At 58.1% G+C, this 18,139-nt stretch carries 15 protein-coding genes; 4 read left to right on the top strand and 11 right to left on the bottom strand.

Annotation, left to right across the window (positions count from 1 at the left end; translation table 11 throughout):
- Window positions 1-42: 42 nt before the first annotated feature.
- The 11 genes from M5R41_02135 to M5R41_02085 all read right to left on the bottom strand — a co-directional run bounded on the left by M5R41_02135 (window position 43) and on the right by M5R41_02085 (window position 13,496).
- The gene (locus M5R41_02135; protein ID MCZ7555189.1) at window positions 43-2,793 is read right to left on the bottom strand and encodes a cation-translocating P-type ATPase; all 2,751 of its coding nucleotides are present in this window, start codon (window positions 2,791-2,793) and stop codon (window positions 43-45) included.
- A 199-nt stretch (window positions 2,794-2,992) separates the two neighbouring features.
- Window positions 2,993-3,280, bottom strand: a complete 288-nt coding sequence (locus tag M5R41_02130; protein ID MCZ7555188.1) for a zf-TFIIB domain-containing protein — start codon at window positions 3,278-3,280, stop codon at window positions 2,993-2,995.
- An 857-nt stretch (window positions 3,281-4,137) separates the two neighbouring features.
- Window positions 4,138-4,830: a cell wall-active antibiotics response protein gene (locus M5R41_02125; protein ID MCZ7555187.1), complete on the bottom strand. Its 693-nt coding sequence runs from the start codon at window positions 4,828-4,830 to the stop codon at window positions 4,138-4,140.
- A 68-nt stretch (window positions 4,831-4,898) separates the two neighbouring features.
- A complete protein-coding gene (locus tag M5R41_02120; GenBank protein MCZ7555186.1) occupies window positions 4,899-5,726 on the bottom strand; it encodes a mechanosensitive ion channel in 828 nt (275 codons plus the stop codon).
- A gap of 153 nt (window positions 5,727-5,879) precedes the next feature.
- Window positions 5,880-6,242 carry a helix-turn-helix domain-containing protein gene (locus M5R41_02115; protein ID MCZ7555185.1) on the bottom strand — a complete coding sequence of 121 codons (363 nt, stop codon included), beginning with the start codon at window positions 6,240-6,242 and terminating at the stop codon, window positions 5,880-5,882.
- A gap of 18 nt (window positions 6,243-6,260) precedes the next feature.
- Entirely contained in the window at window positions 6,261-6,554 is a 294-nt protein-coding gene (locus M5R41_02110) for a type II toxin-antitoxin system HigB family toxin (GenBank protein ID MCZ7555184.1), read from the bottom strand.
- 127 nt (window positions 6,555-6,681) lie between these two features.
- A complete protein-coding gene (locus M5R41_02105; GenBank protein ID MCZ7555183.1) occupies window positions 6,682-7,416 on the bottom strand; it encodes a methyltransferase domain-containing protein in 735 nt (244 codons plus the stop codon).
- A 19-nt stretch (window positions 7,417-7,435) separates the two neighbouring features.
- Complete coding sequence (locus M5R41_02100) at window positions 7,436-7,933, bottom strand: DUF6174 domain-containing protein (GenBank protein ID MCZ7555182.1); 498 nt, start codon at window positions 7,931-7,933, stop codon at window positions 7,436-7,438.
- On the bottom strand, window positions 7,930-9,642 hold the full coding sequence (locus M5R41_02095) for a 4Fe-4S binding protein (protein MCZ7555181.1): 1,713 nt from the start codon (window positions 9,640-9,642) through the stop codon (window positions 7,930-7,932). The genes M5R41_02100 and M5R41_02095 overlap by 4 nt, the downstream gene beginning before the upstream one ends.
- Complete coding sequence (locus M5R41_02090) at window positions 9,639-10,613, bottom strand: DUF362 domain-containing protein (GenBank protein ID MCZ7555180.1); 975 nt, start codon at window positions 10,611-10,613, stop codon at window positions 9,639-9,641. Before M5R41_02090 ends, M5R41_02095 begins: the two co-directional genes overlap by 4 nt.
- Window positions 10,614-10,670: 57 nt before the next feature.
- On the bottom strand, window positions 10,671-13,496 hold the full coding sequence (locus M5R41_02085) for a tetratricopeptide repeat protein (protein MCZ7555179.1): 2,826 nt from the start codon (window positions 13,494-13,496) through the stop codon (window positions 10,671-10,673).
- A gap of 460 nt (window positions 13,497-13,956) precedes the next feature.
- On the opposite strand from M5R41_02085, the gene M5R41_02080 reads away from it, so the two are divergent.
- The 4 genes from M5R41_02080 to M5R41_02065 all read left to right on the top strand — a co-directional run bounded on the left by M5R41_02080 (window position 13,957) and on the right by M5R41_02065 (window position 18,134).
- Window positions 13,957-14,331, top strand: a complete 375-nt coding sequence (locus tag M5R41_02080) for a hypothetical protein (GenBank protein MCZ7555178.1) — start codon at window positions 13,957-13,959, stop codon at window positions 14,329-14,331.
- Window positions 14,332-14,510: 179 nt separating this feature from the next.
- The gene (locus tag M5R41_02075) at window positions 14,511-15,809 is read left to right on the top strand and encodes a thioredoxin domain-containing protein (GenBank protein ID MCZ7555177.1); all 1,299 of its coding nucleotides are present in this window, start codon (window positions 14,511-14,513) and stop codon (window positions 15,807-15,809) included.
- A 377-nt stretch (window positions 15,810-16,186) separates the two neighbouring features.
- Window positions 16,187-16,786, top strand: a complete 600-nt coding sequence (locus M5R41_02070; GenBank protein MCZ7555176.1) for a thymidine kinase — start codon at window positions 16,187-16,189, stop codon at window positions 16,784-16,786.
- A complete protein-coding gene (locus M5R41_02065) occupies window positions 16,779-18,134 on the top strand; it encodes a NupC/NupG family nucleoside CNT transporter (protein MCZ7555175.1) in 1,356 nt (451 codons plus the stop codon). The genes M5R41_02070 and M5R41_02065 overlap by 8 nt, the downstream gene beginning before the upstream one ends.
- Window positions 18,135-18,139 lie beyond the last annotated feature (5 nt).

The raw sequence follows: 18,139 nt of genomic DNA, 5'->3' as shown, positions 1-18,139 counted from the left end.
AAACTTCGCTCAGGGACCGCCCGGGGCGGGTTGTTGACCGCATCACCCGGGTACTGTCATAGCTGCCTTACGGCGCAGCCATGCCTTCTCCCATTCAATCAGCAGCAATACTGCGGCCCCCAGGCCTGCGCACAGCAGCAGATCGAGCACACCGAGGGGCGCAATGTGGAAGACGCCGGCCACAGCGGGAACATAGAGGACAAGAAGCTGAAGTGTCGCCGTAATCAACACCAGTGCCAGCATGACGGGATTGGACCGGAGTCCCAGGGAGGCCAGCGACTCGAAGGTGGAACGGGACGCCAGTGCCTGCCCCATCTGCATGAAGGCCAGGGCCGTAAACATCATCGTCTGCCAGCGATTGTCGCTGCCTCCGCTCTCGAGGTAGTACAGCGCTCCCACACCCAGCGCGAGTACACCGATCACCAGTCCAACCCAGATGACGTGACGGGTCAGGCCCCCGCTGAACAAGCTTTCCTTCGGCGCGCGCGGAGGACGTTTCATGGCATTCGGTTCGACGGGCTCCACCCCCAGTCCCAGACCCAGCAGTCCGTCTGTGAGGAGATTCAGCCACAACAATTGCAGCGGCAGCAGTGCCACATTGACGCCGCCCAACGGGGCGAGCAGCATCACCAGCACCTTGCCGACATTGCCCGCTATAGAGAATTTCACGAAACGGCGGATGTTGTCGTAAATGGCGCGGCCTTCCTCCACGGCCGAGACGATGGTTGCGAAGTTGTCATCCAGCAACACCATCTCCGACGCTTCTTTCGAAACGTCGGTGCCGGTGATGCCCATGGCTATGCCGATGTCGGCCTTGCGCAGCGCCGGCGAATCATTGACGCCGTCGCCGGTCATGGCCACAACCTGCTCCTGCGCTTGCAGTTCTTCCACGATGCGGAGTTTGTGCTCCGGCGTCACGCGCGCGTACACCGACACTTCACGAACGACGTCCCGTAATTCCTCAGGTGACATGCGACTCAGCTCCTGTCCGGTTGTGACCCGCATTTTGTCGGTGATGCCAAGATCGTGTGCGATAAATCTGGCTGTCAACGGATGGTCGCCGGTGATCATGATGGGTCGAATACCGGCCGCCTTGCAGGTCGCCACCGCCTCCTTCACTTCCGGTCGCGGCGGGTCGATCATCCCTGCCAGTCCGATAAAGATCAGCGTCTCCTCCGAGGGATCGGCGGTATCCTGCCAGTGCATCGCCAGGCCCAGCACGCGCATACCGTTCTGCGCCATTTCATCGTTCGCGACAGTGATACGCTTCCGCCACGCGTCGTCCAGGGGTGCCGCCACGCCATTCAGCCAGATTGCGTGACAGAGCGGCAACAGACCATCCACCGCTCCCTTGGTAACGGAGACGAAGGGCGACGGCGCATCGTGCAGTGCGCGGAGCGCAGCGGGCAAGGTGCTTCTGTCGTCCGGCAGGCGATGCACGGTGGTCATGCGTTTGCGATCCGCGTCGAAGGGTAATTCCGCCACACGCGGAACAATGTGCTCCAGATCACTCTTGTCCAGACCGCCCTGCGAAGCGGCAACCAACAGCGCACCCTCGGTCGGATCACCCAGAGCAACGGATCGTCCAGTCTGCGGATCAGGTTGAAGGGAAGCATCATTGCACAAGGCACCGGCGGCAAGAGCGAGCCCAATTTCCGGGGGTTGATTCTCCAGGAAATCCGGACCGGCATCGGACGGGAGGAGTACCGCGGCGGGATGGCGCTTCGTGCCCTGTAATTCCAGGAAGTGCCCGGCGACGTCAATGACCGTGACCGTCATGCGGTTTTCGGTCAACGTGCCGGTTTTGTCGGAACAAATGGTGGTGACGGAACCAAGAGTTTCTACGGCGGGAAGTTTGCGGATCAACGCGCGGCGGCGAAGCATACGCTGTGCGCCCAGTGCCAGCGTGATCGTCACGACGGCGGGCAGTCCTTCAGGAACCACGGCGACTGCGACGGAAACAGCCGTCAGAAACATTTCCTCCAGGGCCTCGCCGCGCAGGATACCGATGAGCATCACCAGAACGGCGACGATGACGCCGCCGACAGCCAACTGTTTGCCCACCTGATCGAGTCGTTGCTGCAATGGCGTCAGTCCGGATTCGACAGTTTGCAGCAAGGTAGCGATGTTCCCCAGTTCCGTGTCCATGCCTGTGGCAACCACCACGGCCGTGCCGCGTCCGTAGGTGACGACGGTACCCAGGTACGCCATGTTCCGCCGGTCGCCGAGGGGGACATCTTCCTGAGGCAATGGATCTGTATGCTTTTCCACCGCCTCCGATTCACCGGTCAGCGCGGCTTCCTGAATACGAAGGTTCACGCTTTCCACAAGGCGCAAATCGGCGGGAATGGCGTTTCCCGCCTCCAGCAAAACAACATCTCCGGGCACCAACTGTGCGGCGGATATTTCCTGTACACTGCCTCCGCGCCGCACACGCACGCCCGGCACGGCCAGACGTTTCAAAGCGGCCATGGCCCTCTCGGCCCTGAACTCCTGCACGAAACCCAGGATAGCGAAAAGCACGACGATAGCCCCGATGGCGCCGGCCTCCGTCGCCTTCCCCAGGAAACCGGAAACCACTGCAGCGGCGATCAGAATCAGAACCATCGTGTTCGTGAACTGCGCCCACAACAATTTGATGGGTGAAGTACCGCCATGCTCCCGGAGCTCGTTCGGACCATACTTCGCGCGACGCGCCTCGACGACTTCGTCACTCAAGCCCGTCGACAGAGGGACCTCAAGTTCACGAGCGATATCCGTTATGGTTTCCGTATGCCAATGTGTCGTTGCCATAAATATCCTGTTCGTACTCGACCGGAATTCAGGACCTCCCCTGTGTCCCATTTTGCTGCGTCAATGTAGACAAATTTCAGTGACACACGCAAAGCACATCCGTTCTCCCGCGGATGCAGACGGCGTCCTTTCACGATACAGCCGCGACGCCCGGGCGGACGACTCCGCCGTCCGACCAGGCATCCGGTAGCTGGAATTGTTAAAAGTCAAACAACTCCCCCAGTAATCCGCCCTTCTTCTTCTTGTGCTTATGCTCATAGTAGTCGTCATCATGACGATAACCGCCTGCATACCGGTCGCGGTCCCTTTCTCCGCCCCGCTCACTCCGATAGGAATCCGCAGAGGCCTGCGGCGCTGTGCGCTCGATAATTTTATCCAGTTCGCCACGATCCAGCCAGATACCGCGGCATTGGGGACAATAGTCAATCTCAATTCCCTGACGATCGGTGATGACCAAATCGGGTTCTCTGCAAACGGGACATTTCATGGCGTTCCTCGGTTGGTAGTGATACGTTCACATCGAACACGAAGAGGACCGCGGAAATTCCCGGCCAAAGCATCGGTATCACCGCCTGAGGTTCTAAGGGAGAGTTTCGCGTACGAGATGAGATTCTGACGGATTATCGCCGCCGTTCGCGATCAGACATCTGCAGTCCTGAATGGGAGGATGCATTGTTCGGCACAATATCTCAGTGGTGGTCAATATCCGCCACCCCCGGCTGAGGGATCAGAGCAGTGACGCGGAGCGCCTGGCTACAGCGCGCCGTGCACGAAACAGAGGATACTGACATCCTATTGCGAAGCAGGGACAAGCGGGAAAAGGGTGAGCCACCTCTCCGTCACACCGGAGCCGCATCCGTTTTGAGAACAACGGGAGAATACTTCGTACATTCGGTCACGTGTGTGCCCTCCGCTCCCGACCATAACAGAAAGAAGCTCCCGATCGTGACAAGCGCCATCCGGGAGCTCCGTTCTATTTAACCTGTTTATGCCATCTTGGCGAATTCCGCGACCCGCGTATTCTGTCATTTCTGCGTGTTCTGCGTTCCGTGTTCCGCGTTCCACGTCCCGCGCGTTCCGCTTTGTCTGCGTATTTCGCTTTCTGCGTGTTCTGTCTTTTCTGCGTGTTCTGCGTTCCGTGTTCTGCCTTTTCTGCGTGTTCTGCGTTCCGTGTTCTGCCTTTTCTGCGTGTTCTGCGTTCCGTGTTCTGCCTTTTCTGCGTGTTCTGCGTTCCGTGTTCTGCCTTTTCTGCGTGTTCTGCGTTCCGTGTTCCGCGCGTTCCTCTTTGTCTGCGTATTTCGCTTTCTGCGTGTTCTGCTTTTTCTGCGTGTTCTGCGTTCCGCGTTACGCCTTGATCTCCACCCCGCCCATCACGGCACTGCCGGTAATGCGCAGGGTTTTCAGACCGTGCTGATGCGGAGAGGTCTTATTCTCGAAACCGCCGAGGAAGGCGCTGGCATCCACAACCACGGTCCACTCCCGCGGCACTTTAATTTCCACGCCGCCCATGAAGGCGAACACGTCCAATACCGCTTCGCCGCGATCGGGCATGTCGGCCTCGCGAAGGTCGAGATCATGTCCTCCGAGTATGGCACTGACGCTGCCGCCGGAAAAGCGCTTCGAGCTGTTGCTTTGCTCGATGCCGCCGAGTATGGCGCTGCCCCGCACGGAATCACCGTCCCCCGCTATCGCGTCCGCGTGCTGCTTCCGCCGTCCGGAGCGAAAGACGAAGGAGAGACCGATGGCCACGAGTATCAGCGGCCACAAGCTGCCGATGGAAATGTGCAGAATGTCCGCTCTGTTCAGGACCATGAGCGCACCGATAGTCGCCACCACCCCGCCGAAGATGCGGCCGGACGCATTGCCCGGACGTGTCGCCTTCAGCAGACCGAGTATCACCAGAAGCACGGGCCAGTAACGCAGCCAGGCCCCTGCGTTGATCATGTTGTAATTATCGAGGAGAAACAGTATTCCGAGAAGCACGAGCAGCAATCCCGCGACTGCGCTCGGGGTGATGGTATATCGTTGTTCGTTCACGGTGGTGCTCCATTTTTTAAGAAACGACCCATTCCCAACAAATACGCCGATCTGTGGCACTTGTTGCGTCACAGCTCCGGCGCATCGCCGCGATGATGATACAGATGCACATCGCGCTGAGGAAAGGGAATATTGAAGCCCTCGTCCGTCAGCCGTCGTTTCATCGTTTGCATCATATCGAAATACACCGGCCAGTAATCCTCGGTTTTTACCCAGGGACGCACGGCGAACTTCACCGCGTTATCTCCCAACTCGAACACGCCCACCGTGGCCTCGGGATCGTCCAACACGCGTGCGTCGCCGTGCAGCACCTCCAGCATGACTTCCTGTGCCCTGCGAATATCGTCGTTGTAGGCGACGGAGAAAAAGAAATCAATTCGGCGCTTTTCCTCGATGGTGTAGTTGATGATGTTGTCGTTTGTCAGCTTCGAATTCGGGACGATGATGCGACGATTGTCAGGCGTCATAAGCGTGGTGGTGAATAGCTGCACGCCGCGTACCGTTCCGGCGATACCCGCACCCTCGATGTAATGCCCCACGCTGAACGGCCGCAGTACGATGAGCATCACACCCGAAGCGAGATTACTGAGCGATCCCTGAAGCGCGAGTCCGATGGCAAGTCCCGCCGCACCAAGTATGGCGATGAGCGAGGTGGTCTGTATACCGAGCTGTCCGAGCGCCGCGATGATCACGAAGATCAGAAAAGTGGCATAGATTACGCTGCCCGCGAATTTGGTGAGGGTTTCGTCCACCTGACGTCGGCGCATGAGCTTTTTGAGTCCGTTACGCAACCGACCCGCAAGCCAGAGACCGACGAGAAAAATGACTATCGCCAAAACGATGTTCAGCGCGTAGAGCTGAACCGCCTTTTCGACGAATGTGAGAAAATCATCCATAAATAAACTCCTTGATGGACATTGTGAAGCTGATCAATCTCACGGTAATATCGGCATAGTAGACTTCGACCTGTTCAGCATCAGCGCTTGTCACCTCTCCTCACGCTTCTTCGATCCTGTGTACTTCGGGTTCCCTGGATTACACATGGCATTTCAGAGTGCTGTATCCCTGATCAGAATGTCTGCCGGGATATTCAGGCTCGCATGAAGTTTTCTGATCATCGAGATGGAGAGTTTTCGTTTCCCTGCAAGTACTTCGCTGGTTCTTGAACGGGAACCGAGGATGCGGGCGAGATCGGACTGCGTGAGCCCGAGTTGCTCCAGTCTGAATTTGATGGCTTCAATCGGATCTGGCGCCTCGATCGGGAAGTGCCTGCTTTCGTATTCGTCCACAAGGATTCCCAGAATTTCGAGTTCGTCTCCTTCCGGAGAGCCTGGTCGGGCATCGAAAATCATATCGATACGCTGCAGCGCCCGCATATGGTCGGTTTCTGTATGAATCGGTTTGATAATCAACTCAACCTTCTCTTTCTGCTATACTGTCGATGCGTCGATGTTGTCGTATTCGGAATGCGTGCCAATAAAACGGATAAACACCTGGCCGTAGCTGTAGTATATCCTGACGATCAGTCTGTACCTGTTGCCCTTGGTGTTGAACACGATTCGGTTATCGGCAAGAAAGCTCGCGGTCGGGTGTTCTTTTTTAATATCGACGGGACGTTTCCACGATGCTTTTTGGACTTCAGAAAACCAGGACCTCAAAGCTTGTTCCGAATCGGGGTGCTTGCTCCAGAATTCCATCAAGGTTTTGCGTGACAATACGCGCATGCGTAAATATACCATGTTCCATTTTTGGGAACAAATGTTTGTTTCGAAGTATCAGTCAGAAGTATGCATAGAGATGCTTTGTACGAGACCTCGGCTCCCTTCTCAGCACGCCGGATCAGACAGTGAGCTATTGCAGGCATCCCGCGATAAACAACATCGACCCCGGATGGGAATCGAACAGCTGAACGGGACGTACCTCAAGGACAACAAATCCCGCCTGTTGCAGCAACATCGACATTTCCTCACTACTGAACACGCGCATGACAATTGTGTCCTTGATTACTTTCCGAACGCGGCTTCGCCGTATGAGCTCGTATCGGGTGCGGATCACATTGCAGCGGAGGACGCTGTCGTAGGTGTTGGTCGACATATACACAAATGTTTCCTCTCCACGCGCCGCCACTCGCCTTATACCCCACTCGGCATGGCAGGCGGGTTCCGCCACATCCACATCGAGAAACAAGCGTCCGTCGGGCAGCAGATGCTCGCGGATGCAATGCAGGCAGGACGCGACGTCCTCCGCGTTCGCGAGCAACTGGAATGAACCGCCGCTGACGAGCACGCTTCGGTACCGCCGATCCATGGTGAATTTCTGCATGGGTGCGAGACGCAGTTCTGGTGAGCATCCCGCTGCTTCGGCCTTCGCGCGGCAGCGCTCGAGCATATCCGGGGAGATGTCCACACCGTCGGCTTCGATTCCGGCGCCGTGCAGGGCGAGGAGCATGCGTCCGGTACCGCAGGCGAGCTCGAGCGCGGGACCGCCCTGCGCCGCGGCGAGTTCAGTGTACAGATCCAGGTCCGCGTGTTCGTCGAGGAGAAAATCGTCGTACCAGTCCGCTATCAGGCCTTCGTAATGGAGCATGATGTACCCCTCGCTCGACTTACCGCGTTTTCAAATCGGAACTCCAGTAGATGAATTCATCATCGGCGACGTTCACGGAAAAATCCACGCTGATGCGGCGTGGATACCCAAGGAGAGAATCATACTCGACGACGAGTGACGCGGGATTCGCCGCACGCGCCATCTCGATATAGGAGAACAGGCTGTCCACCGTGCAGTAGGATTGCAGGAGTTCCTTGGACAACGCACTGCTGTCAGCCATGAGAATGCCCGACCGAAGAGAATCACCGCGCACCTCCAAGCGCACTTCCCTGCCGCCGAGTACGCAGTAGCAATCCCGCCTTTGTGTGAAGTCATAGTCGTGCACACCGGCGAGCTTCCATACCTGCTTCGCCCTGAAATGCGCGTCGGGGTTCGGTGCGACGCTGTCATCCTCGCAGGCGGGGAGTAGACAGACAAGCAGGATTACCGGCAGCAGCGTAGTGCGAACCGACGGGAAGCGGCCGACGGATGGCCGGGCATGCACTGAGGATCTCATGATTCGCTCCTTTTCTGCTTCTGTGCCCCTTCGAGCAAGATGCGGTTATGGGGATTGCGCGTTTCACCCACCGCGGTAACATATATCGCCGGCGCGCCCTTCACCGGACAGGCGAAAGTGCAGGCGCCGCAGCCCACGCAGAGCGCGGGATCCACATGCGGACGTTTGAGCCAATGGTAGTTGCCCTCCCTGTCCGTCACCTCCGCCATTTCGAAGTAAATGGCCTTCGGCGTGGTCGGGCACCATTCCTCGCACACGATGCACTCCTTGGCCATGGCCCAGGGCAAACAGCGGCCGAAGTCATAGAAGGCGGTACCGATGCGCAGCGGCGGGCGACGCTCGTCATCGACGGACTCCGCCGATGGTACCCAGGACTTCTCCGCTTCGGTAATCTCGTCAATGGCGCCGGTGGGACAGACCTGCGAACACAGAACACATGTGGGTTCGCAGTACCCGATGCGCGGCATGAGCATGGGTGACCAGATTCCCTCCATCCCCGCCTGGAGAAAGGTCGGATGCAGCGCGTTGTTGGGACAAACGTTCATGCATTCGCCGCAGCGAATGCAGCGGGAAAGAAATTCGCGTTCCTCTATGGAACCCGGGGGGCGCACCAGATCCCGATGCGGCGTCGTGTCGGGATGCACGCCTGTGCGGAGCAGCGGTACGGCGGCCAGGCCCGCGCCTGTGGACAACAGCACCGAGCGGCGGGTCATGTTCACGGCTTGAGTGCTTTCATCGCGTTTCGGAAAAAACCGGAAGGCGATTCCCGCCTCGGGACAGCTCGCGACACAATTGAGGCAGAGATGACACTCGCTCTGATGCCAGGTGGTGCCAGGCTCGGGATTGTCGCCACCCTGGCAATGCAGTGCGCAGCGGTTACACCCGGAGCACATGGAGGGCCGCTTTTCGAGACCAAGGATGGAAGTCTTGGACAGCACGCCGAGCAACGCACCGAGCGGACAGAGTATGCGGCACCAGTACCGGGTGACGTAGCGATTGGCGGCGAGAATGGCGATGAACACAAAGAGGATCAAACCGGTCTGTTCGAAGACTACGACTTTGGTACGCACCAGAGCTGCGTGAGAAAGCCACGCGAGCGGCGTCAGCAGTATGTCGAACGCTCCGCCGTTGGCATGCAAGCTCCACGTGTACACGTCCTGTGTGAGCACGTTCCAGGCCGGAAAGACGAGCAGCGTGAGTGATCGCGTAAGCAGAGAAATGGGATCGAGCAACCCGAGTTGCAGCGATCCGGCAGCGGCGGAAGCGAGAACGGCTGTGAGGATGAGATACTTCCACCGCTGCGCGGGCCGGTAGCGATTGCTCTCAATACGCGCCATGCCGCGAAGCTTCCCGCTTTTCGCCGACGCAAGCATGTGGTTGATGGTGCCCATCGGACAGATCCATCCGCAAAAGAACCTGCCGAGAAAAAGCGTCCCGACGATGATGAGCAGCGCGTAAAACAGATTTCTGTACAGCGTGTGCGTGCTGAGTACCGTGCCCAGCGCGACGAGCGGATCCATTTCAAGAAAGAGACTCACCGGTGCGGAGATGCGCGGCAGCTCTTCCGGGGACGACAGTGCGTCCATGTTGGTTTTCAGCAGTAACGCCACAAAGAGCAGGAGGAAGAATGCCTGCGATGCACGCCGCGCCCATCGCAGAGCGCGAAATCGCCGGAACGACTGTTGCGCTTCGGGACTCGCGGTACTCATGCAGTCACGTCCTTTCGTGGCAAGGAAGCCCAATCCTCCGTCCCAAGCCCATAGTCGCGTGCCAGCGGAAGCCAGGGCATTTCCTCAACCGCAAGCCCGAAAAATTCCATTCCGCCCCAGGCGTCCAGAGCCACCGGATCGATGCTCGCCGCGATGGTATTGCGCGTCTCCACATCATCGAGACTGCCGCCCTGCGGTCCGTTGTGCAGCAGCACGCGCATGCCGTCCAGAATGGTCAGCGTGGGCCGCAGGAAGTTACCCAGGTCGGCGATGCTGTTGTTGATGTCCTGATGCAGGCGGCTGCGATTTCCGCCGATGATACCGTAGAGATTCTTGAAGCCCAGTGTGACACGGGTCAGGCCGTGATGCTTGGCGATGGGCACGTTGATGACCTTGTCCGCTTCGAGGTAGAGATCGAACACGCGCTGCCTGCCGAGCATGGCGCCGCCCATGTTCACTTCGCGCAGTCGCGCATCCGAAGGCAGCAGCACTTCGGCACCCGCCTCACGCGCGGCGGCGCCAATGCCGCTGCGGTTGAAGCACCGTACCGGATCATTGCACGTAACGTCCGTGACGATGACCTTGCCGGCTCCTGCGGCAACACAATGGCGGACAAGCTCCGCAATGACGTCCGGATTGGTGTTGGCGGCCTGTTCCGGACGCCGGTCCCAGCCGATGTTGGGCTTGACGACCACCACGTCGCCTTGCGCAACGAAGGTCTGCATCCCTCCGAGGGCGGTGAGCACGGCGGCTGTGAGCGCCACGGCGTCGCTCCCGTGGCCGACGACCAATTCCGGCGAAAGGCCGGGAACACGCATATCGCGGACGACCGGTGCTTCGTCGTTTCGGTCAAAGGGCCGGCGCAGGGGTTCGTGCAGGACCCATCCCGCGGCGCAGGCGGCCGCAGCGAAGCCGGAGGCCTTGCCGGTACGGATAATGAAGTCTCGTCGGGAAATCGGATGCTCGTTCATTGCCACCTCGGAGGTTGATCGCAACAGAACAAAAGATACGATGCTCTTTAGTAAAGATCAAGCGAGTGAGGCGATGCGGTTGATCTGCCGCTGTATGCGTTCGCGTAACTGCTGGGTGCGGAAGGGTTTGGCGAGATAGTCGTCGCAGCCCGCTTCGTAACTGCGGCGCTTGTCCTCGGTGAACGCGTGCGCAGTGACGGCGATCACCGGAATTTTTGCAATTCCCGCCTCGGCGCGAATGCGGCGTGTGAGCGAAAGGCCATCCTCTTCGCCACGCAGCGAGATGTCCATAAGCACAATGTCAATGCGATGCTGATGGAGAATGGTCCAGGCATCGTCCGCACTATCCGCGAAGTGCATGGTGTAGTCGTCGGAGAGCACAAGGTTGAGGAATTTTTGTGTTTCGTGATCGTCTTCCACCACCAGGAGCGTTACATGTGCGGGATGCGCGGCGGCAACTCGCTCCTCCGCGAGGTGCTGAGTGGTCTGGCTGCCGGTCGCTTCCATAAAAGCGATGGTGAAGGTAGAGCCGAGACCTTTGGTGCTCTTGACCGTGATACCGCCGTTGTTGGCATCCACATAGCGCTTGGTGAGCGTCAGTCCGAGGCCGAGGCCGTCGTACGGACGTGTATAGCCGACATTTTCCTGGGTAAAGGCGACGTAGAGCTGGCGTAAATACGATTCCGATATCCCGATGCCCGTATCCGCAACATTGATTATGACGTCCGGTTCCCGCACCGAGATCGTTACGGTGATCTCTCCCTCGTCCGTAAATTTCACCGCGTTATCGAGCAGATTGCGCAGCGCCTGGGAGACGGAATACTTATCGGCCCGGATGAAGACGCTTCTGTCCGGCGCTCTGAAGGTGACGGGAATCTTTTTATCCTCGGCGATGGAGCGGGTTTCATCCACCAGCTGCTCAACCAGAGCACAGATATCAAGATACTCCGGTTCGAGGGCATAGCCGCCGGACTCGAGTATGGAAAGACTGAGGAGTTGGTCCACCGTGCGTGTCAGCCGTCGCACCGCGAGGTCGATTTTTTCGAAATACTCCTTTTCCCCGGTGGAGATTCGTTCCACGAGCGCGGCAAACAGTACACTGACGTACCCCATGATCACATTCAGGGGTGTACGGATCTCGTGGGAGATGCTGATAAGAAACGCTTGTTTGAGACGCACCGCCTGTTCCGCGGCCTCCTTGGCGCCGAGCAGTTCACGCTCCACCTGTTTCCAATCCGAGATGTCGAGAAGGAAGCCGACCGCACCCCGCAATCCGGCATCCACGCGCAGCGGCGCGGTGCGCAGCGACACCATGATGGATTCGGTACTTCCGGGCGGCAGGAACGGACCCTCGTACATGCCATGATCGGCATTGAGGCCATTGGACAGCGCTTCCAGTACGCGTTGCGATTGCAGTTGATACAGGTCGTAGCCATCGCACTGTTCGGGCGCGATGGCGAGAATATCGGCAAGTGCGTGATTTGCCTGTATGACACGTAACGTGTTGTCATAGAAAAACACACCGACGGGCAGGCCTTCGAACAGCAGACGGTACTGTTCCTCGGAGCGGGCAACCTGCTCGTGCATCGCTTCCAACTGTGCGTGCATTGCTTCGGCGCGCTCGCTGCGCCCCGCCAGTTCGCGGTTCTGCTTCCTGGTCGTGGAGAGCCAGAACAACGTGCCGGCGACGACGACGAGCAGGAGAATGGCGGATACGAACAGAAAGCGCGTGTAATAGGTTTGCTTTTCGGAATCCAGCTCGCGGAGAGATCGCTGATGCTTCTCGGATTGATAGAGGGCTTCCGCGTTGGCGAGGCGCTCGGCACTGAGCAATGCGCCGAGTGAATCCTTCACTTTCGACGCGGCCGCCATGGCTTGCAGCGCCATGCGAAGATCCCCCAGCCGTTCATACACGGATGGCAGAGCGTCCATGCTTTCGGCGTACACGCGTGCCAGGCCGTTATCGCGGGCCACGGCCGCCGCTTCGCGAAGCTGCGCTTCGGCCCGGCGCAGCTCACCACTCCGGGCGTACAGAATGCCGAGATTTTTCAGGGTCACGGCGCGCATATTCATGTCGCCTACCAGGTCGCTCAGCCGGAGAGATTCCTGGTACTTCGTGTGCGCTTCCCGGAAATTCCCGCGTTCGCGGTACACATTCGCGAGATTGTTGAGATATCCCGCGACATTCTCGCTGAGCTGTCCCGCATTCCGTTCCATCTCGAGGGCCTGGCGGTAATATGTTTCGGCGGAATCGAGATTCCCGGCGTACCAGTACAGATTCCCAATTCCGCAAAGCGAAGCCGCAATACCGCTCAAATCGTCGAGGGCGCGCCGCTGCGCGAGGGCGCGGTCGTGATACCGCCGGGCTTCAGTATAGCGCTGCAGATTGCGCAGCGTGATGGCAACGTCGTTCATCGCGGTGGCTGCACCTGCGCCATCGCGGAGGGAGTCGTACAAGGCCAGCGCTTTCAGGTGATCATTGAGCGCGTGGTCGAGGAAACCCATAAGACGATGCGCCTTCCCCTTGTCGGACAACACCAACGCCTGCAGCCGGACATCACCCGAACGCTGCGCGTGTGCCAAGGCTTCGCGATACCGGTCCATGGCACCGGCATTCTTTCCGAGCTTGCGCAACGCGCTGCCCTGCACATACAGCGCGCTCGCTTTTTGCTGTTCGCTCACAGCGAGCACAAGCGCACGATGGGCGACGGTAGCCGCGCGCGCCGGATCATTGGTCAACAATGAACGGGCACTGTCGAGCAAAGCGTCGGGTGATTGTGCCCACGCTGTGCTGGCGGCGACCTGACAAAAGAGTGCCAGTACGACTATCGGCAGAATATGCAGGCCGCGCCGGTAAATGTGAGGGTATCGGTCACAGCACATGCCGTAATATTGCACGGTTTTCCTTCAGGGCCAAATACCTCCTCCGCCCACCTATCTCCGCCGCATTGAAGGAACACTGTCACGTCTTCTAAGACATTCTGCTCGGCAGATCGCACCTGGTCCCTCACGCCATCGCTCGTTGTCGGAGCTCCGCAGCCTCTTTCCGCGGCAATGGTAGCGAACAGATGTCGAGTTGTTATCACAAAAAAAAAAAATCCTGAATAATCTGTTTCCTCTTGCATTCGCTTCAGAGGGAATGTATATTAAACGGTCATTTGTTACGAATACATATTTTAAGCAAAAATCCGGGCGAATCAGGATGATTCCTCGAATGTTGTTCAGCGGCATGATATTCCGCTGAGATGCAGAATTGTGACCTACACAACCATACCTTGTGAAGCCGCATGCCGGAGGCATAACAAGGGAATTCAAACCGGCAAACCAATTGGAGGTTCTTTCCATGAATAAAGTCCGTCTTTCCCTTCTCGCCCTCGCCGTCGCGCTCGTCGCGGTGGTCTCCACTGTCCCTGCTTCTCTGGAAGCCAGCAGCAACCCCGCAACCGTGTACGACGGTTTCGGTTGTTTTCTCTCCAATAGTCTGACCGGACTTGGTGTCAATTTGTTCACCACCGAGAGCCATGCTGTGCAGACACCGAGCGGCAACACGAACTTCAACTGTCAGTTCGCGATTCCCGAAGGCTACTGGCCGACCCAGACCACGCAGTACAGAGGATTTACGTGCGGTACGCAGTCGGGTTTGACCGACAACACCTTTGCGGTTGTCGCTACCGATGGCACCGCAATGCTTCGCTGCACCATCCGCGCGAACAACTGATCCTAAGAATACACTCGCGGGAAACGGCGGCTCCGGTCGCCGTTTCCCGTTTCAATCCCGCCATCTGCGGCGTAACCCGCCGGGTTGCTTTGATGCACCATACATCCTCGGCCACATAATGAATCGAAGGTCCGATAACGACCTGCACCTCCCTGAATTTTCACACCTTGTATTCCAGCATGTCCAATTCTCTCTCCCAGAAAATCCCATCATCTTCGCAACGCACATTCATCGCGATTGTCCTGTGTATAGTCATCGGATTATCGCTGTCGGTGTACCTTTTTACGGTGCATATCGGTGTTCGTCTCGGCACAGCCTCGGGGGGCTTGTGTACACTGCTCGGAGGCGGCTGTGACGAGGCATTGCGAAGCCCGTTTTCCAAAGTTCTCGGAGTGCCGCTCGCCGCATGGGGCATAGTGTTTTACGCCATTCTTATCGTCCAGTTGACGATGCATGGATTATCTGCGGAAGGGAAGTCGAGCCGCGCAAATGGCGTTTCCGTCGTTCTCGCTGCGGCTGCGGCCATTGGCGGTATGACACTCTTGTCGCTGATGAGCATTGGTGCGACCGCCTTTTGTCCGCTCTGCGCTGTCGTCCACGGCATCAACCTGGCGATAGCCGTGCTTCTGCTCAAGCTCACCGCAAGACCGATCCCGGTACTCCTGCGTCGCGCACTGGAACTTGTTCGATCTTTCGTACTTTCCGGCAGCCCGCTGAGCACAGCACAACGGTTGTCGGTCACCGGCACCATATTAGCCGTGTTGTGCGGCCTTGCTTTCTATCTCTGGGCGGTGATCATCGAAAAAGATTTCGACCGACGTGCCGAGTCAGTGGACGAGCAGGCACTGGTTCTCGAGTTCAATCAGCTACCGATACGGCCTGTTGCAATCGAAGCTGATGATGCGGTTATGGGCGATACAAGCGCACTGGTAAAAGTCGTGCTCTTCAGCGACTTCGGATGCCCGGGATGCGGCTTGCTCGCCCGCGAGCTGATGAAGCTCGAACCCTTGTTCGGAAGGGATGCTGTGCTCGTGTTCAAGCACATGCCCCTGGACAGTGACTGTAATCCCATGCTGGAAACACCCCTGCATCCTTTCTCTTGCGAAGCCGCCCGCGCCGCCGATGCGGCAAGACTCCAGGGCCGCTTCTGGGACTATCACGACGCGCTGTTCCTCTCCGGAGTACCAGATTCAGACGCAGGATTCATTCAGCTCGCAGTTGAAACTGGTTGTGATTCCCTCCGATTTTTACGCGATTTCAAAAGCACAGAGGTCGCCTCAGCCATTGCGCGGGACGTGACGTTTGCCGGGAAGTTGCGTCTTGCCGGTACCCCCTCGCTTTTTATAAACGGCAGACAGATCCGGGATCTTCGTCCCCGCGCGGTCCATGCTTTACTGGAGCGCATCATGCTTGACGTACGTCGCTTCAAGGCTGCGTTCGCACCGGTTCCGGCAGATTCTCTGAAAGAAAAGAAATAATCGTCGGGAGTGACCTGCCGTCATCCACATCATCTTTCACGTCTGTGCGTCTGCACACATACGAACATCGCAGGACAAGATCCGGCGAGTTTGATAATGCATGCGCTTCATTTTCACGCGTCACACGATGGCCGGAGTCCGCTCCCGTCCGGTCGAGCTGAAAACCGTCACGAATGACATCGGCATGCACCATCGGGTGCGGAGCGTGTTCTGAAGCGTGGCAGGATCTGTCTCTCCGCGAAGCGGATGGAATGAGCGATCCTTGCGCAGCATTCGTCCTGCTGATCCATTTCCTTCACAGAAAAAAAGCGTGTACATTTTCCTTTTGTCTCCCGTCCGACGAGGCGGGAATCCCATTATCGTAACGGTTGTCTCTCATGGTTGATACCATTCCCCACAAGCACCTTCCGCAGGATACCGGCTGGATAGAAGTCGTATGCGGCTCGATGTTCAGCGGTAAAACGGAGGAACTCATCCGCCGTTTGCGCCGCGCCCAGATCGCGCGTCAGCGCGTGGCCATTGTTAAACCTGCGATAGACACACGCTACGCCGAAGACCGGATCGTCTCGCACAGCGGGGTCTCCCTCCCTTCCATTACTGTGTCATCGGCGGCGGAAATCCCTCTGCGCATCGGCGACGTGGAGGTGATCGGCATTGACGAGGCGCAGTTTTTCGATCTGGAGCTCGTGCATGTCTGCGAAGCGCTGGCGAATCAGGGGAAGCGCGTCATTGTCGCCGGTCTGGATCAGGATTACCTCGGTCAACCCTTCGAGCCCATGCCGCAGCTTCTCGCACTCGCTGAATACATTACCAAAACGCTCGCGATCTGTGTCGTGTGCGGCAACCCGGCGAACAGGACGCAACGGGTCACGCTGAATCCGGAACGTGTCCTTGTGGGCGCCGCGGACGCATACGAAGCCCGCTGCCGCACGTGCTTCACCACCAATCTCGAGGAGGCGAGTCGCGCTCATGGTTGAAAGCATTCTTCGCGGTCTGCTCGGCATCACCCTCATCCTTGGCATCGCGTTTCTTTTCTCGCGACACAAGCGCCGCATCTCCTGGGGGCTTGTCATCAAAGGGCTCGGGATTCAATTCCTGTTCGGCGTGCTCGTGATCAAGGGAGAAGCACTCGGCGCGTTGTGGTCCCCTCTCGGCTGGCCGCAACTCGCTTTCGACGCCATATCGCGGGCGTTTGTCACACTGCTCTCCTTCACCACCAAAGGTGCGGCATTCATTTTCGGTACACTGGCTTCCAGCCCCGGACAAACCGATAGTCTGGGCTTCTTTTTCGCCTTTCAGGTGCTGCCGACCATTATCTTTTTCGCGTCGCTGATGTCGGTACTGTATTACCTCGGCATTATGCAAAAAATCGTTCAGGGCATGGCGTGGATCATGGTGAAACTCCTCGGAACCAGCGGCGCGGAATCGCTGTCGAACACGGCGAATATTTTCGTCGGACAGACGGAAGCGCCGCTGATGATACGCCCCTTCCTCAAAGACCTCACCGAATCGGAATTGTTGACCGTCATGGTGGGAGGTCTGGCGACCATCGCCGGCGGAGTGATGGCCGCGTATGTGCAGATGCTCGGTATTTCCTATGCCGAACTTCACGGTATGACAGTGGATACCGCGCAGGTACGCTTCGCCGCGCAGTTGCTGGGTGCGAGCATCATGGCGGCGCCTGCGAGCATGGTGCTGAGTAAAATTCTGCTCCCGGAAACGGGTACGCCGTTAACGCTGGGACATGTGCACATCGCGAAGGAGAAGAATGCGTCCAACGTGATTGACGCCGCCGCCAGCGGGGCTTCGGACGGCTTACAGCTCGCGCTGAATATCGGAGCGATGCTGCTGGCCTTTATCGCACTCATCGCGTTGTCGAATTACCTGCTTGAGCTGGCCGGCAACATCGGCGGTCTGAATGACCTGTTGAGAGCGCATTTCGGGAAACCCTTGAGTCTCGAATTGCTCTTCGGACTCGTGTTGCAGTACATCGCGTGGGGTATCGGCTTCCCATGGAATGAAAGCTTTCATGTCGGGAGTCTCATGGGCACCAAGCTGGTGCTCAACGAATTCGTTGCGTATCTCGAGATGTCCAAAATGATCAGCGCCGGAACGCTGTACTCCGACAAAACCATCACCATGGCAGCGTTCGCGCTGTGCGGTTTCGCCAATTTTTCATCCATCGCCATACTGATGGGCGGTCTGGGTCCGCTGGCTCCGGGACGGAGGCCGGACATCTCGCGCCTGGGACTTCGCGCCCTGCTCGGCGGTACTCTCGCCACCATGATGACGGCGGCGATTGCGGGAATATTGACGGGTTTCTGATGCGG

It is taken from the genome of Bacteroidia bacterium (assembly GCA_027493955.1).
Taxonomy (GTDB): Bacteria; Bacteroidota; Ignavibacteria; order SZUA-365; family SZUA-365; genus JAOSJT01.
This window is presented reverse-complemented; position numbering and strand designations above follow the sequence as displayed.

Excerpts from the sequence above, each read along its gene's own strand:
- M5R41_02135 (MCZ7555189.1), bottom strand. The coding sequence starts at position 2,793 with ATGGCAACGACACATTGGCATACGGAAACCATAACGGATATCGCTCGT.
- M5R41_02130 (MCZ7555188.1), bottom strand. The coding sequence starts at position 3,280 with ATGAAATGTCCCGTTTGCAGAGAACCCGATTTGGTCATCACCGATCGT.
- M5R41_02120 (MCZ7555186.1), bottom strand. The coding sequence starts at position 5,726 with ATGGATGATTTTCTCACATTCGTCGAAAAGGCGGTTCAGCTCTACGCG.
- M5R41_02110 (MCZ7555184.1), bottom strand. The coding sequence starts at position 6,554 with ATGCGCGTATTGTCACGCAAAACCTTGATGGAATTCTGGAGCAAGCAC.
- M5R41_02105 (MCZ7555183.1), bottom strand. The coding sequence starts at position 7,416 with ATGCTCCATTACGAAGGCCTGATAGCGGACTGGTACGACGATTTTCTC.
- M5R41_02100 (MCZ7555182.1), bottom strand. The coding sequence starts at position 7,933 with ATGAGATCCTCAGTGCATGCCCGGCCATCCGTCGGCCGCTTCCCGTCG.
- M5R41_02095 (MCZ7555181.1), bottom strand. The coding sequence starts at position 9,642 with ATGAGTACCGCGAGTCCCGAAGCGCAACAGTCGTTCCGGCGATTTCGC.
- M5R41_02090 (MCZ7555180.1), bottom strand. The coding sequence starts at position 10,613 with ATGAACGAGCATCCGATTTCCCGACGAGACTTCATTATCCGTACCGGC.
- M5R41_02085 (MCZ7555179.1), bottom strand. The coding sequence starts at position 13,496 with ATGTGCTGTGACCGATACCCTCACATTTACCGGCGCGGCCTGCATATT.
- M5R41_02080 (MCZ7555178.1), top strand. The coding sequence starts at position 13,957 with ATGAATAAAGTCCGTCTTTCCCTTCTCGCCCTCGCCGTCGCGCTCGTC.
- M5R41_02075 (MCZ7555177.1), top strand. The coding sequence starts at position 14,511 with ATGTCCAATTCTCTCTCCCAGAAAATCCCATCATCTTCGCAACGCACA.
- M5R41_02070 (MCZ7555176.1), top strand. The coding sequence starts at position 16,187 with ATGGTTGATACCATTCCCCACAAGCACCTTCCGCAGGATACCGGCTGG.
- M5R41_02065 (MCZ7555175.1), top strand. The coding sequence starts at position 16,779 with ATGGTTGAAAGCATTCTTCGCGGTCTGCTCGGCATCACCCTCATCCTT.